15 protein-coding genes and 1 tRNA gene are annotated in these 12,516 nt (G+C 69.7%); 5 read left to right on the top strand and 11 right to left on the bottom strand.

The window, feature by feature from the left end:
• The first annotated feature begins 125 nt into the window (after positions 1-125).
• Entirely contained in the window at positions 126-992 is an 867-nt protein-coding gene (locus tag ACJH5R_RS19455; protein ID WP_406782608.1) for a PAC2 family protein, read from the top strand.
• Positions 993-1,011: 19 nt separating this feature from the next.
• Here the strand turns inward: ACJH5R_RS19455 and ACJH5R_RS19450 are convergent, their stop codons facing one another.
• The 8 genes from ACJH5R_RS19450 to ACJH5R_RS19415 form a co-directional block, all read right to left on the bottom strand.
• Positions 1,012-1,890 carry an SDR family oxidoreductase gene (locus ACJH5R_RS19450; RefSeq protein ID WP_406782607.1) on the bottom strand — a complete coding sequence of 293 codons (879 nt, stop codon included), beginning with the start codon at positions 1,888-1,890 and terminating at the stop codon, positions 1,012-1,014.
• Positions 1,891-1,919: 29 nt separating this feature from the next.
• Positions 1,920-3,155, bottom strand: a complete 1,236-nt coding sequence (gene mshC, locus ACJH5R_RS19445) for a cysteine--1-D-myo-inosityl 2-amino-2-deoxy-alpha-D-glucopyranoside ligase (RefSeq protein ID WP_406782606.1) — start codon at positions 3,153-3,155, stop codon at positions 1,920-1,922.
• 24 nt (positions 3,156-3,179) lie between these two features.
• The gene (locus ACJH5R_RS19440) at positions 3,180-3,965 is read right to left on the bottom strand and encodes a 3'(2'),5'-bisphosphate nucleotidase CysQ (protein ID WP_406758399.1); all 786 of its coding nucleotides are present in this window, start codon (positions 3,963-3,965) and stop codon (positions 3,180-3,182) included.
• Between the two features lie 70 nt (positions 3,966-4,035).
• Positions 4,036-4,860: an SCO1664 family protein gene (locus ACJH5R_RS19435; protein WP_406782605.1), complete on the bottom strand. Its 825-nt coding sequence runs from the start codon at positions 4,858-4,860 to the stop codon at positions 4,036-4,038.
• Positions 4,844-5,437 carry a DUF3090 domain-containing protein gene (locus ACJH5R_RS19430; protein ID WP_406758397.1) on the bottom strand — a complete coding sequence of 198 codons (594 nt, stop codon included), beginning with the start codon at positions 5,435-5,437 and terminating at the stop codon, positions 4,844-4,846. The genes ACJH5R_RS19435 and ACJH5R_RS19430 overlap by 17 nt, the downstream gene beginning before the upstream one ends.
• 61 nt (positions 5,438-5,498) lie before the next feature.
• Complete coding sequence (locus ACJH5R_RS19425; RefSeq protein WP_406758396.1) at positions 5,499-6,185, bottom strand: histidine phosphatase family protein; 687 nt, start codon at positions 6,183-6,185, stop codon at positions 5,499-5,501.
• The gene (locus tag ACJH5R_RS19420) at positions 6,182-7,036 is read right to left on the bottom strand and encodes an undecaprenyl-diphosphate phosphatase (RefSeq protein ID WP_406758431.1); all 855 of its coding nucleotides are present in this window, start codon (positions 7,034-7,036) and stop codon (positions 6,182-6,184) included. Before ACJH5R_RS19420 ends, ACJH5R_RS19425 begins: the two co-directional genes overlap by 4 nt.
• Positions 7,037-7,081: 45 nt before the next feature.
• Complete coding sequence (locus ACJH5R_RS19415; protein ID WP_406758395.1) at positions 7,082-7,375, bottom strand: hypothetical protein; 294 nt, start codon at positions 7,373-7,375, stop codon at positions 7,082-7,084.
• 124 nt (positions 7,376-7,499) lie between these two features.
• On the opposite strand from ACJH5R_RS19415, the gene ACJH5R_RS19410 reads away from it, so the two are divergent.
• From ACJH5R_RS19410 to ACJH5R_RS19400, 3 genes are read left to right on the top strand one after another with little or no spacing between them, the layout of a single operon-like run.
• On the top strand, positions 7,500-8,540 hold the full coding sequence (locus ACJH5R_RS19410) for a YncE family protein (RefSeq protein ID WP_406782604.1): 1,041 nt from the start codon (positions 7,500-7,502) through the stop codon (positions 8,538-8,540).
• A 20-nt stretch (positions 8,541-8,560) separates the two neighbouring features.
• Positions 8,561-8,803 (top strand): DUF5703 family protein, encoded by a 243-nt coding sequence (locus tag ACJH5R_RS19405; protein ID WP_406782662.1) that lies wholly within the window; start codon positions 8,561-8,563, stop codon positions 8,801-8,803.
• 4 nt (positions 8,804-8,807) lie between these two features.
• A complete protein-coding gene (locus ACJH5R_RS19400; RefSeq protein ID WP_406782603.1) occupies positions 8,808-9,875 on the top strand; it encodes a quinone-dependent dihydroorotate dehydrogenase in 1,068 nt (355 codons plus the stop codon).
• A 151-nt stretch (positions 9,876-10,026) separates the two neighbouring features.
• Here ACJH5R_RS19400 and ACJH5R_RS19395 read toward each other — a convergent pair whose 3' ends face one another.
• Together ACJH5R_RS19395 and ACJH5R_RS19390 are read right to left on the bottom strand one after the other, a co-directional pair.
• Positions 10,027-10,557, bottom strand: coding sequence for a YbhB/YbcL family Raf kinase inhibitor-like protein (locus tag ACJH5R_RS19395; protein ID WP_406782602.1), 531 nt, complete (start codon positions 10,555-10,557; stop codon positions 10,027-10,029).
• Between the two features lie 37 nt (positions 10,558-10,594).
• On the bottom strand, positions 10,595-11,941 hold the full coding sequence (locus tag ACJH5R_RS19390; RefSeq protein WP_406782601.1) for a M20/M25/M40 family metallo-hydrolase: 1,347 nt from the start codon (positions 11,939-11,941) through the stop codon (positions 10,595-10,597).
• Between the two features lie 108 nt (positions 11,942-12,049).
• Between ACJH5R_RS19390 and ACJH5R_RS19385 the strand changes: the two genes are divergently transcribed.
• Positions 12,050-12,135 (top strand) — tRNA-Leu (locus tag ACJH5R_RS19385).
• A gap of 47 nt (positions 12,136-12,182) precedes the next feature.
• Here the strand turns inward: ACJH5R_RS19385 and ACJH5R_RS19380 are convergent.
• A partial coding sequence (locus ACJH5R_RS19380) for a hypothetical protein (RefSeq protein ID WP_406782600.1) occupies positions 12,183-12,516 on the bottom strand: 334 nt, incomplete at its 5' end.

Raw genomic sequence — 12,516 nt, 5'->3', positions numbered from 1 at the left:
CAACGCCTCTCGACGGTGAAAAGTCTACGTGGTCACCCAGCACGGGGACGAATACCCCAACCAACAAGCCGACTCAGCCGGTCCGGTGCGGCCCGTGATCTTTGCGCAGGCCTTACCCTGGCCTTGTGACCCGAGGAGATGACGGCGCTGCCCTTCCCGAACTGCACGACACCATCGTGGTGGCTGCGTTCGAGGGATGGAATGACGCCGGCGACGCCGCCAGCGATGCGGTGCAGCACCTCAACAGCATCTGGGAGGCCCGGCTGATCGTCGAGATCGACGACGAGGCCTACTACGACTACCAGGTGAATCGGCCGGTGATCCGCCAGCTCGACGGCGTCACCCGTGAGCTGGTCTGGCCGTCGATGCGCATTTCGCACTGCCAGCCGCCGGGCAGCGACCGCGACATCGTGCTGATGCACGGGGTCGAGCCGAACATGCGCTGGCGATCGTTCTGCGCCGAGTTGCTGGCGGTCATCGAACAACTCGACGTCGACACCGTGGTGATCCTGGGCGCGCTGTTGGCGGACACCCCCCACACCCGCCCGGTGCCGGTGTCCGGGGCGGCGTATTCGGCGGAGTCGGCCACCCGCTTCGGGCTGACCGAGACCCGCTACGAGGGCCCGACCGGCATCACCGGGGTGTTCCAGGACGCCTGCGTGGCGGCCGGGATTCCGGCGGTCACCTTCTGGGCGGCGGTGCCGCACTACGTCTCGCAGCCGCCCAACCCCAAGGCCACGGTCGCCCTGCTGCAGCGCGTCGAGGACGCCCTGGACATCGAGGTTCCGCTGGGCGACCTGCCGGCCCAAGCCGAGGAGTGGGAGCTGGCGGTCAGCGAGATGGCCAGCGAGGACGACGAGATCGCCGACTACGTGGCCTCTTTGGAGGAACGCGGCGACGCCGAGGTCGACATGACCGAGGCGCTGAACAAGATCGACGGCGATGCGCTGGCAGCCGAGTTCGAGCGCTACCTGCGACGCCGGCGGCGCTGAGCCGCCGGGCTCGTGCGGGCTACTTCTCTTTTTCCCGGGCCTCGTTGTACGCACTGGTGGAGCGGCCCAGTGCGGCGACTTCGGCGTCCATCTTCGGGACGATGGTGGCGGCTCCCTTGATGAACGGGCCTTCCACCGGCCGCAGTGTCAGCACCGGCTTGAGCCAGCGGAACACCCCCACCCAGCCGGGGCAGTAGACGCGGCGGCGACGGCCCTCGATGCCCGCGACGAAGGCGTCGACACACTTGTCGACCGAGGTGGTCTTGTTCAGCGGCCACGGCAGTTTGCCCAGCATCTCGCCGAAGGCCCCCAGATCGGCCTTGGTGTCGCGAACCAACGGGGTGTCGATCCAGGCCATGTGCGCCGATCCGACCTCAACGCCCTGGTAGGCGACCTCCTGGCGCAGCGCACTGGCGAAGTGCTCGACCCCGGCCTTGGCCACGTCGTAGGACGCCATCCCGGCCAGCGGACTGAACGCCGCCAGCGAGGACACCACCAGCACATAGCCGCGACGCTCGATGACCGACGGCAGGGCGGCCCGCACGGTGTTGAACACCCCGATCACGTCGACGTCGATGACCCGCTTGAACGTCTCGGGATCCACGTTCAGCACCGAGCCGTAGCTGGCGATGCCGGCGTTGGCGACAACGGTGTCGATGCCGCCGAAACGCTGCACGGCCTGCGCGGTCACCGATTGCATCGCGGCCAGATCCCGCACGTCGGCGACGGCGGTCAGCACCCGGTCACCGAGATCATCGGCCAGCTTGCCCAGGGCGGCCTCATCCAGGTCCGTCACCACCACCGAAGCGCCCTGGGAGTGCAGCCGGCGGGCCAGCTGCTCGCCGATACCGTGCGCGCCACCGGTGATGAAAATGACTTGGGAGTGAATCGAAGACATCTGCTCAACCTACCCCCGCCGTGGGTGGCCTACAGCGCCACTCCCAGCAGCGCATCGACCGCCGTGGCCACCAGCCGCGGTGCGTCGGCGTCGTGGCCGCCGTACTCCAATGCGTCGGTCGTCCAGCCGTCCAACGCGGCCAGCGCCTTGACGGTGTCCAGGTCATCGGCCAGATAGCGACGCACCCGGGCGATGACGTCGTCGGCGGCCGGTCCCGCCGGAAGCGTCGTCGCGGCCCGCCAGCGCTCCAGCCTCGCCTCGGCGGCGGCGAGGGTCGCGTCGTCCCAGAACCGGTCGCTGCGGTAGTGCCCGGCCAGCAGGCCCAGCCGGATCGCGGCCGGCTCGGTTCCCTGGGCGCGCAGCTTGGAGACCAGCACCAGGTTGCCGCGGCTCTTGGACATCTTGTGCCCGTCCCAGCCGATCATCCCGGCATGCACGTAGTGCCGGGCGAAACGGCGCTCCCCCGTGAGGGATTCGGCGTGCGCGGCGGAGAACTCGTGGTGCGGGAAGACCAGATCGGAGCCGCCGCCCTGGATGTCGAGCCCCGAGCCGAGACGGCTCAACGCGATCGCGGCGCACTCGACATGCCAACCTGGCCGGCCGGCCCCGAACGGCGAGGGCCAACTGGGCTCACCCGGGCGGGCCGCGCGCCACAGCAAGGCGTCGAGCGGATCGGACTTGCCGGCCCGCTCCGGATCGCCGCCGCGCTCGGCGAACAGCTCCAGCATGGTGGCGCGGTCGAAGCCGGATTCGTAGCCGAACTGCTCGGTGGCGTCGGCGCGGAAGTAGATGTCGGGATAGTCACCGTCGACGATGTAGGCCGATCCGGCGGCCAGCATCTTCTCGACCACTTCCACGACCTCGTCGATGGCCTCGGTGGCCGCCACGTAGTCGCGGGGCGGCAGCACCCGCAACGCGGTCATGTCGGCGCCGAACAACTCGACCTGACTGGCCGCCAGCTCCTGCCACGGCACCCCGTCGCGCTCGGCGCGCTCGAGCAGCGGGTCGTCGACGTCGGTGACGTTCTGCACGTAGTCCACCTGATGGCCGGCGTCGAGCCAGAGCCGGTGAATCAGGTCGAACACCAGATAAGTGGCGGCGTGGCCCAGATGCGTGGCGTCATAGGGCGTGATGCCACAGACGTACATGGTGGCCGTCGGGCCCGGCGACACCGGGCGCACCTGCCGGTCGGCGGTGTCATAGAGGCGCAGCGCCGGGCCGCGCCCGGGCAGGACTGGAACGGCCGGCGCGGACCACGATTGCATGCCCACGACTGTAAGGCCCGTCCTTTAGAGGACTGTTCGCCGCATCGCGTCCAGCAGGATGGGCGCCACGTCGGGCCGGCACATCAGCAGGTCGGGCAGGTAGGGGTCGGGGCGGTTGTAGCGCAACGGCGACCCGTCGATCCGGGACGCGTGCAGGCCCGCCGCCAGCACCACACCGGCCGGCGCGGCCGAATCCCACTCCCACTGCCCGCCGGCGTGCAGGTAGGCGTCCACCTCGCCGCGCACCACGGCCATCGCCTTGGCGCCCGCCGATCCCATCAGCACCGGCTCCACCGGCAGCACCTCGCGGATGAGTCGTACCACCGCGGGCATCCGGGAGGCGCTGACCGCGACCCGAATGGGGTTCGGCGGACCGGTCGGGGTGGCGGGCCGGGCGACCGTGTCGGTGCGGAAGACGACGTTGCTTCTGTTGTCGTAGGCCGGCAGCGACACCGCGGCGTCGGTGATCGCGCCAAAGCCGTCGGGGCCGCCACGCTGCCACAGCGCGATGTGCACCGCCCAGTCGTCGCGTCCAGGTTGGGTGAATTCGCGGGTGCCGTCGAGCGGGTCGACGATCCAGACCCGGTCCGACCGCAGCCGGACCAAGTTGTCCGGCGATTCCTCGCTGAGCACCGCGTCCCCGGGGCGCGCGTCACGCAGCCTGCGGATGATCAGCTGGTTGGCCCGACCGTCGCCGGTGTCGCCAAGGTGCCACGGCTGGGCAAAGCCCACCTCGTCACGCACCGCCAGCAAAAGCTTTCCGGCCTCGACTGCCAGTTCGGCGGCCAGCGCCGCGTCGGTCAGCGTCACGTCTGGCAGTATCCCCGACGCCCGCTGGTGCCGGATTCGCGACTGCGGCTAGCGGGCGGCCACGCCGTGTTCAGAACGCCGGCCACGGGATCGGGCGATGACGGTTCGGACCGGGCATCACCGGGTGATCCAGCAGGTCGGCGACGCGACCGCGCAGGGCGGCGATCTCGTCGACGGTCAGGTGCGGCTGCAGGCACGCCGCCAGCGGACCCTCCAGCGCCACCAGCAGCCGCGCCAGGGCCGGCAACGCCTCGTCGTCCAGCGTGGCCACCGACTTGCCCGCCCACCCCCACAGCACCGTGCGCAACTTGTCCTGGGTGTGCAGGCTCACGCCGTGGTCGACGCCGTAGACGCGGCCGTCGGTGCCGTGCAGAATGTGTCCGCCTTTGCGGTCGGCGTTGTTGATCACCACGTCGAAGACGGCGAGGCGGCGCAACCGAATGTCGTCGGCGTGCACCAGGGTGACCGGGTCGCCGTCGTGGCCATAGGCCTGCAACACCGGCAGGTAGCCCGCCGGAACGTGGTCGCCCGGAACCACGTCGACCAGGCCGGGCGCCGACGATACGTCATCTTCGTCGTCGTCTTCGGGCTGATCCACCCACCGCTGCACCATGCCCGGACCCGCCGGTCCGTCCCGAATGATGGTGTAAGGAACCAGATTCCAGCCCAGTTCGACCGAGATCAGGTGCGCGCCGAGTTCGCGGCCGGCCAGGGTGCCGTCGGGGAAATCCCAGAGCGGCTGTTCGCCGGCGACCGGCTTGTACACGCAGTGGACGCGGTTCTCCCCCAGCGTCGCCTGGCACAGGAAGGTGGCGTTGCTCGCCGAGCGGATGCGGCCCAGGATCTCCAGTTCCCCGGAGCGCAACGTCTCCCGGTCGTCAGATATCTGCGTCATCGGGCTCGTCGTCGGGCCCGAAAGCACCCCGCCGATAGCCGTTGGTGCGCACGCACATGTGACCGGCGGGGTCCAGCGGCTCGTCGCACAGCGGACAGGGCGGGCGGCCCGCCGAGATGACCCGGTTGGAGCGGGTGGCGAACTGGCGCGCGGACTCCGGGGTGAGGAACACCCGCACCGCGTCCGGCCCCTCGTCGGTGTCGTCGAGCACCACCGACGCGTCGAACTCGGCGTCACTGACCGCAAGCAGCTCCACCACTACCGTCTGCGCCTCGGAATCCCAGCCCAGCCCCATGGTGCCGACCCGGAACTCGGCGTCCACCGGCGTGACCAGCGGGTCCAGGTCGTCGATCTCGGTGGGTTCGGGCGGCACCGGCGTGCCGAATCGACGGTTGACCTCCAGCAGCAGCGCACCGATACGTTCGGAGAGCACCGCGACCTGCTGCTTTTCCAGCACCACCGAGACGATCCGTTCGTCGTGGACCGCCTGCAGATAGAAGGTGCGGTTTCCGGGCTGGCCGACGGTCCCGGCCACGAAACGGTCGGGAGTGCGGAAGACATGAATTGCTCGGGACATGGCATCTCCAAAATACCGGCAGTTGAGGCGGCCGACGGCATCTGTCTTCGGCGAGGTGGACCTAGGTGGTGGAACCGCCCACTACCGCGTCGCTTTCACCGACGGGGCCGGCCGGCGAACTCTTCACCGCGGCGGCCAACGACGCTCCGGTGTGGTTGAGGTGGATTACGAACGGGCGCAACGGCGTGTAGCGGATCACGCTCGCCGATGCCGGGTCGGCGGTGATCCGCTGGAAGCCGTCCAGATGCACGCCGAGCGCGTCGGCGATGACCGCCTTGATGACATCGCCGTGGGTGCACGCCACCCACAGCACGTCGGCGCCGTGCTGGGCGGCCAGCTGCCGGTCGTGATCACGGACCGCACTGACCGCCCGGGCCTGCACCTGCGCCAGCCCTTCGCCGTCGGGGAAGATCGCCGCGCTGGGCTGCGCCTGCACCACCCGCCACAGCGGCTCGGCGGTCAGCTCGCTGATCTTGCGGCCGGTCCAGGCCCCGTAGTCGACCTCGGCGAGCCGGTCGTCGACGAGCGGCTCCAGCCCCAGCGCTGCGGCCAGCGGTTCGACGGTGCGTCGGCAGCGCAGCAGCGGTGAGCGCACCACCGCCTTGATCGGCAGGCCGTCGAGCCGGCCGACGAGCTGGGCGGCCTGCTCGCGCCCCAACTCGTCGAGTTCGACGCCTTCGGTGCGCCCGGCCAGCACCCCGGAGGTGTTCGAGGTGGACCGGCCGTGGCGCAGCAGGATGACGGTCATGGCGAGGCCGCCAACACCCCGGTGGCCAGCAGGACCAGGATCGTCGTCCCGGCGATCACCCGGTACCCGACAAACCAGTACATGCTGTGCGACACCAGGAACTTCAGGAACCACGAGATGGCCGCCCAGCCCACTGCGAACGCGATCAGGGTGGCGACCAGCAGTTGCAGACCGGTGGCGCTCATCCCCGCACCTTCGGGGTGAAACGCATCCGGCAGCGAGAACAGCCCGGAGGCGAACACCGCCGGAATCGCCAGCAGGAAACCGAATCGGGCAGCCAATTCCCGGTCCAGGCCGGCGAACAGCCCGGCACTGATGGTGGCACCGGACCGGGACACCCCCGGCACCAGTGCAAGGGTCTGCGCCGAACCCACCAGCACGGCGTCGCGCCAGGTCAGTTCCTTGGCGTGGCGGGCCTGGCGGCCGAAGTACTCGGCCGCGGCGATCACCAACGAGAACACCACCAACGCGGTGGCCACCACCCACAGGTTGCGGACCCCGGACCGGATCAGGTCTTTGAACAGCAGGCCCAGCACACAGATGGGAATGGTGCCGATGATGACGTACCAGCCCATCCGGTAGTCGGTCTCGCGTTCGGCGGGCAACGGTGTCTTGGCCAACGCCGACGCCACCCCGGAGAGCCAGGCTGTGGCGATGCGCGCGATGTCCTTGGCGAAATAGACCAGCACGGCGACCTCGGTGCCGAGTTGGGTCACCGCGGTGAAGGAAGCGCCCGCGTCACCGGCGAAGAACAGCCGGGAGACCAGGGCCAGGTGTCCCGAGGAGGAAACCGGCAGAAATTCGGTGAGGCCCTGGACAATCGCCAGGACGACTACTTGCGGCCAGGACATCACCGTCTCGACTACCGACACGACGATGACCGTACCGGGCTGGGGTCAGCGGGTCAGACCGGATACCACGTCGCGCACCGCGGCGGTCAGGCTGCGCTCGTCGGCGACATCGATCTCGAACAGGTGCCGGCTCGCGGTGGCGACCACGTCCTCGTCGTGCGGGACCGGGCCGGCCAGCCGGGGCCGATAGATGTCGACCACGAGCTTCTGCTGCTCGGTGTGGAAGGAGAAGCTGCGGCCGTCACCGACCTCGCCGAAACCACTGGCGAAGGCGCCGGTCCAGATCTCCTCGATGCGGAACTCCGAACACGCCAGCTGCCAGTCATCGACCACAGTCATGGCCGAGAGGTTACACCTAAGCGAACTTATTGTTCGGACGGACATGCGAGCTTCACCTCGCGGCCTTCCTTAGAATCGGTGTTCGCACCCATCCGCCACCCTGACGAGCTGGAAGAGCTGCCCTGTGCCCAAGCGCCCCACCCGCCGGTCCCGCCGGTCCCTGCAAGGCCTGTTGCTGCCGCTGCTGCTGCTCACGGCGTGCTCATCCAATCCCATCACCGCGCCGCCGCCCACGATCGCGCCGGCCGAGCCCGCCGTTTCCCCGGTCGCCGCGGTGCGGCCTGCCGGCACGGTACGGCCGCTGGCCGGCCGGGCCACCGGTGCGGTCTTCGACGCGAGCACCCGACTGCTGGCGGTGCTGTCCCCCGGGCCGGACGCGCAGGCCGCCGCGACGCTCGGACTGGTCGGCGACTCCAGTCGCCCACCCGCGGCGGTGGCGTTGCCGGGGCCGGCGAACTCGCTGGCCGGCGACGGCCAGGGCGTGGCCTACCTGTCCGGCAGCGGCGGCTATTACACCGTCGACCTGGCCACCCGCGGCATCAAACGCGTCGACGTCGACGATGCCGCCGGTGTCGATTTCACCGCTATCGGCCGGCGCGCCGACGGAATCATGGTGTTGGGCAGCGCCGACGGCGCGGTCTACACGCTGACCGCCGACGGCACGCGGATCGCCGAGCGGGCCAAGATCTTCGCCCGGGTCGACCAGATCGTGACCCAGGGCGATGTGGCGGTGGTGCTGGACCGCGGGCAGACCTCGGTGACGACCATCGGCACCGACGGCAAACCCCAGTACGCGCTGCGGGCGGGCCAGGGCGCCACCACCCTGGCCGCCGCCTCGCAGGGGCCGGTGCTGGCGGCCGACCCCCGCAGCGGCCGACTGCTGGTGTACGGCGTGGACCCGCTGATGCTGCACCAGGACTACCCGGTGCCGGATGCCCCCTACGGGCTGGCCGGGGCGGGCGGGTTTGCCTGGGTGTCGCAGACCGGGACGAACACCGTGGTCGGCTACGATTTGACCACCGGAATTCCCGTGGAGAAGGTTCGCTATCCGACAGTGCAGCAACCCAACACCCTGGCCTTGGACGAGAAGTCAGACACCCTGTACGTGGTGTCGGGCTCCGGTGCTGGGGTCCAGGTGATCGAGCACGCCGCGAGGCCGCGGTGACCACGCTGAGTCCACGACGAATGCCGGCCGGCTGGGATACCGACCTGTCCGATGACTACGAATGGATTCCGCTGCGACTGCCCCCGGAGGTCACCCGGATCGGGGCGTCCACCCGGTTGTCCATCGAAGCCGAATACCGAGGTTGGGAGCTGACCCGAGTGCGGTTGTACACCGACGGGAGCAGGCGAGTGCTGCTGCGCCGCAAGAAGTCTGCTGTTAATGCGATCAGCGAGAGCCGCTGCGTCGACCAGCCGGGACTGTAGACCGATGGGTCTCTACGGCGCCGTGCGCCGGGCCTTCTTCATGGTGCCGGCCGAGCGCATCCACACCATTGTGTTCGCGGGATTACGCGGCGCCGCCGCGACGGCGCCGGCACGCCGGTCTCTGCGGCGCCGGCTCGCCCCGCACGACCCGCTGCTGGCCAGCACCGTGTTCGGGGTGCAGTTCCCCGGGCCGCTCGGGCTGGCCGCCGGGTTCGACAAGAACGGTTCCGGGCTCAAGGCTTGGGGCGCATTGGGTTTCGGCTATGCCGAGGTGGGCACCGTGACAGCGGCGGCGCAACCGGGTAATCCCGCGCCCCGGCTGTTCCGGCTGCCCGACGACCGCGCGCTGCTGAACCGGATGGGCTTCAACAATCACGGGGCCGCCGCCCTGGCGGCGCGACTGACGCGGCACCGGGCCGAGGTGCCGATCGGGGTGAACATCGGCAAGACCAAGGTCACCCCGCCCGAGGGCGCGGTGCAGGACTACCGCACCAGCGCCCGGCTGCTGGCCCCGCTGGCCGACTACCTGGTGGTCAACGTCAGCTCGCCGAATACGCCGGGGCTGCGCGACCTGCAGGCCGTCGAGTCGCTGCGGCCCATCCTGGCCGCGGTGCGCGCCGAGACCACCAAGCCGGTGCTGGTGAAGATCGCACCGGATCTGGCCGACACCGACCTGGATTCCATCGCCGACCTGTGCGTGGACTTGGGCCTGGCCGGCATCGTGGCGACCAACACCACGGTGTCACGCGAAGGCCTGGCGACCCCGGGGGTGGCCGAGTTGGGGCCCGGCGGGATCTCGGGCCCACCGGTGGCCCGCCGAGCGCTGGAGGTGCTGCGGCGGTTGTACGCCCGGGTCGGCGACCGGCTGGTCCTGATCAGCGTGGGCGGGATCGAGACGGCCGACGACGCCTGGGAGCGCATCACCGCCGGCGCCTCGCTGCTGCAGGGCTACACCGGCTTCATCTACGGCGGCGGCCTGTGGGCCCGCAACATCCATGACGGTCTGGCGCAGCGGCTGCGCGACGGAGGGTTCGCGTCGCTGGCCGAGGCGGTCGGGTCCGCCACCCGCTAGCGCGCCCCTCCCTCCCGCCCCCGTCCCTCCCGCGTCCCGCCCTCCCGCGCGAGCGTGCGTGTTTGTACGCGACACGCCGGTCGCGGCCGTACAAACACGCACGCTCGCGGGAGGAACTGCCCACGGGGGGAAGTACTCGAGGGGGGTGGGGCTACTTCTGCTCGTAGGTGCCGACGATCACCGCGCGCGCGATCGCATGCATGAACAGGTTGAAACCCAGGTAGGCCGGGCTGGCGTCTTCGGCCAGCTCCAGCGTCTCGACGTCGACGGCGTGCACCGCCACGTAGTAGCGGTGCACCCCGTGACCGGCCGGCGGCGCGGCACCCACATAGCGGCGCATCCCGGCGTCGTTGACCAGGGTCAGCGCGTCCCCGGGCAGCAGGCTGCCGTCCCCGACGCCCTCGGGCAGCTCGGTGCAGGTGGCCGGCAGGTTGGCCACCGCCCAGTGCCAGAAGCCCGACGCGGTGGGGGCGTCCGGGTCGTAGACGGTGACCGCGAAGCTGCGGGTCTCCTCGGGAAAGCCCGACCAGCTCAGCTGTGGGCTGGCATCTTCACCACCGGCACCCATGATTCCGCTGACCTGGGCCTTGCCCAGCGGCTGACCGTCGGTCAGCGACGTGGAGGTGAGCGTGAACGTCGGCAGCTTGGGCAGCGCGGCGTACGGGTCGGGGGCTGTGGTCATGACTGTCCTCTCGTAGTGGATCAACTTCGTCGTTTGGTCAGCAGTGTGTCAGGAAGTGGTGCAGTACGCGGGTACCGAACTCCAGCGCGTCAACCGGTACGCGTTCATCGACCCCGTGGAACAGCGCGGAGAAGTCGAGGTCGGGCGGCAGCCGAAGCGGGGCGAAGCCGAAGCATCGAATACCCAACTTGGCGAAGGCTTTTGCATCCGTTCCCCCGGACAGCATGTAGGGCACCGTCCGGGCGTCGGGGTCACAGGCCAGCAGCGCCGCATTCATCGCCTCGACCAGGTCGCCATCGAAGGTGGTCTCGACGGGCGGTTGGAGGGCGACCCATTCCCGGGTCACGTCGGGGCCGATCAGCGCGTCGACCTCGGCCTCGAACGCCGCCTGTCGCCCGGGCAGCACCCGGCAGTCCACTACCGCCTCGGCCGTCGCCGGGATCACGTTGGCCTTGTAGCCGGCCGCCAGCATGGTCGGCGTCGCGGTGTCGCGCAGGGTGGCGTTGACGATGCGGGCGATCGGCCCCAGCTTCTCGATCATCCCCTCCAGGTCCGGGGAGTCGACGTCGATGGTGTGCCCGGTCTCCTCACTGACCGCGGCCAGAAACTCCACCACGGCATCGGAGAGCACCAGCGGGAACCGGTGGCGACCCAGCCGGGCCACCGCCTCGGCCAGGATGGTGACGGCGTTGTCGTCGTTGATCATCGACCCGTGCCCGGCCCGGCCGTGGGCCCGCAGCCGCATCCAGGACAGGCCCTTCTCCGCGGTCTCGATCAGGTACAGCCGGCGCTCCCCGCCGTCGCGCCGCGGCACCGTCAGCGAGAAACCACCCACCTCCCCGATCGCCTCGGTCACCCCGTCGAACAGGTCGGGGCGGTTCTCGATGAGCCAGTGCGCGCCGTACTTGCCGCCGGCCTCCTCGTCGGCGACGAACGCGAACACCAGATCCCGCGGCGGGGTGATCTTGTGCCGGGCCAGGTGCCGGGCCACCGCGATCATCATGCCGACCATGTCCTTCATGTCGACCGCGCCGCGACCCCAGACATAGCCGTCTTCGATCGCGCCGGAGAACGGGTGCACGCTCCACTCGCTGGCCTCGGCCGGCACCACGTCGAGGTGCCCGTGGATCAGCAGCGCCCCGCGGGATGGATCACTGCCCTTGAGGCGGGCGAACACGTTTCCCCGCCCCGGCGCACCCGATTCGAGGTATTCGGTCTCATAGCCCACTTCCTCGAGCTGGGTGGCCACCCAGCGCGCGCAGTCGGCCTCACCTTTGGTGGTGGCCGGCTCGCCGGTGTTGGAGGTGTCGAAGCGGATGAGAGTGCTGACGAGTTCGACCACCTCGCCCACTGCGTCTCCGGCAGGATCGGGGAAATCGGTCACAGCTACCTTTACTACCACTTCACGCCCCTCCGGATCGCGTTGCGAGGGCTGGGTTTGGGTCCAGCGATCGGCATCCGTTAGCCTTAGCTGCCCGGCCGCGCCGGGTTGGTCCGAGTGGCGGAATGGCAGACGCGCTAGCTTGAGGTGCTAGTGCCCTATTAACGGGCGTGGGGGTTCAAGTCCCCCCTCGGACACTTTGTGATGAGTCGGGTCATGGGTTACACATGAGTCGCGTCATCGGTTACAGATTGCCCCGGCTTTTGCCGGGGTTTTTCTGTTTGTTGGGCCAGTAGTTGTGGTCGGGGTCGATGTGGTGGCTGGCGATGACGTGGTGGCCGGTTTTGCTGATGACGGTGACGGTGGTGGCGGTAACCAGGATCAGCACGGGGGTGCTGGCGTGGGCGCGGCCGATACCGAGGTGGTGTAGGCGGCTGCCGTGGCGCAGGGTGAGTTTGCCGAAGTGGTCGACGACGTCGGTGCGTAGCCGGATGGCAGTGTTGGGTTGGTTGGCGGGGGTGGCTTTGGGGCGGGCGAGGTAGGCCTGTTCGGGGGTGAGGTGGTGCGGGTGGGCGCGG

This window comes from Mycobacterium sp. SMC-19 (assembly GCF_045310815.1).
Taxonomy (GTDB): Bacteria; Actinomycetota; Actinomycetes; order Mycobacteriales; family Mycobacteriaceae; genus Mycobacterium.
The sequence above is the reverse complement of the archived record's forward strand: the minus strand, read 5'-3'. Positions and strand labels throughout refer to the sequence as shown.

Excerpts from the sequence above, each read along its gene's own strand:
- ACJH5R_RS19420 (WP_406758431.1), bottom strand. The coding sequence starts at position 7,036 with ATGTCCTGGCCGCAAGTAGTCGTCCTGGCGATTGTCCAGGGCCTCACC.
- ACJH5R_RS19415 (WP_406758395.1), bottom strand. The coding sequence starts at position 7,375 with ATGACTGTGGTCGATGACTGGCAGCTGGCGTGTTCGGAGTTCCGCATC.
- ACJH5R_RS19425 (WP_406758396.1), bottom strand. The coding sequence starts at position 6,185 with ATGACCGTCATCCTGCTGCGCCACGGCCGGTCCACCTCGAACACCTCC.
- ACJH5R_RS19395 (WP_406782602.1), bottom strand. The coding sequence starts at position 10,557 with ATGACCACAGCCCCCGACCCGTACGCCGCGCTGCCCAAGCTGCCGACG.
- ACJH5R_RS19400 (WP_406782603.1), top strand. The coding sequence starts at position 8,808 with ATGGGTCTCTACGGCGCCGTGCGCCGGGCCTTCTTCATGGTGCCGGCC.
- ACJH5R_RS19450 (WP_406782607.1), bottom strand. The coding sequence starts at position 1,890 with ATGTCTTCGATTCACTCCCAAGTCATTTTCATCACCGGTGGCGCGCAC.
- ACJH5R_RS19405 (WP_406782662.1), top strand. The coding sequence starts at position 8,561 with ATGCCGGCCGGCTGGGATACCGACCTGTCCGATGACTACGAATGGATT.
- mshC (WP_406782606.1), bottom strand. The coding sequence starts at position 3,155 with ATGCAATCGTGGTCCGCGCCGGCCGTTCCAGTCCTGCCCGGGCGCGGC.
- ACJH5R_RS19430 (WP_406758397.1), bottom strand. The coding sequence starts at position 5,437 with ATGTCCCGAGCAATTCATGTCTTCCGCACTCCCGACCGTTTCGTGGCC.
- ACJH5R_RS19435 (WP_406782605.1), bottom strand. The coding sequence starts at position 4,860 with ATGACGCAGATATCTGACGACCGGGAGACGTTGCGCTCCGGGGAACTG.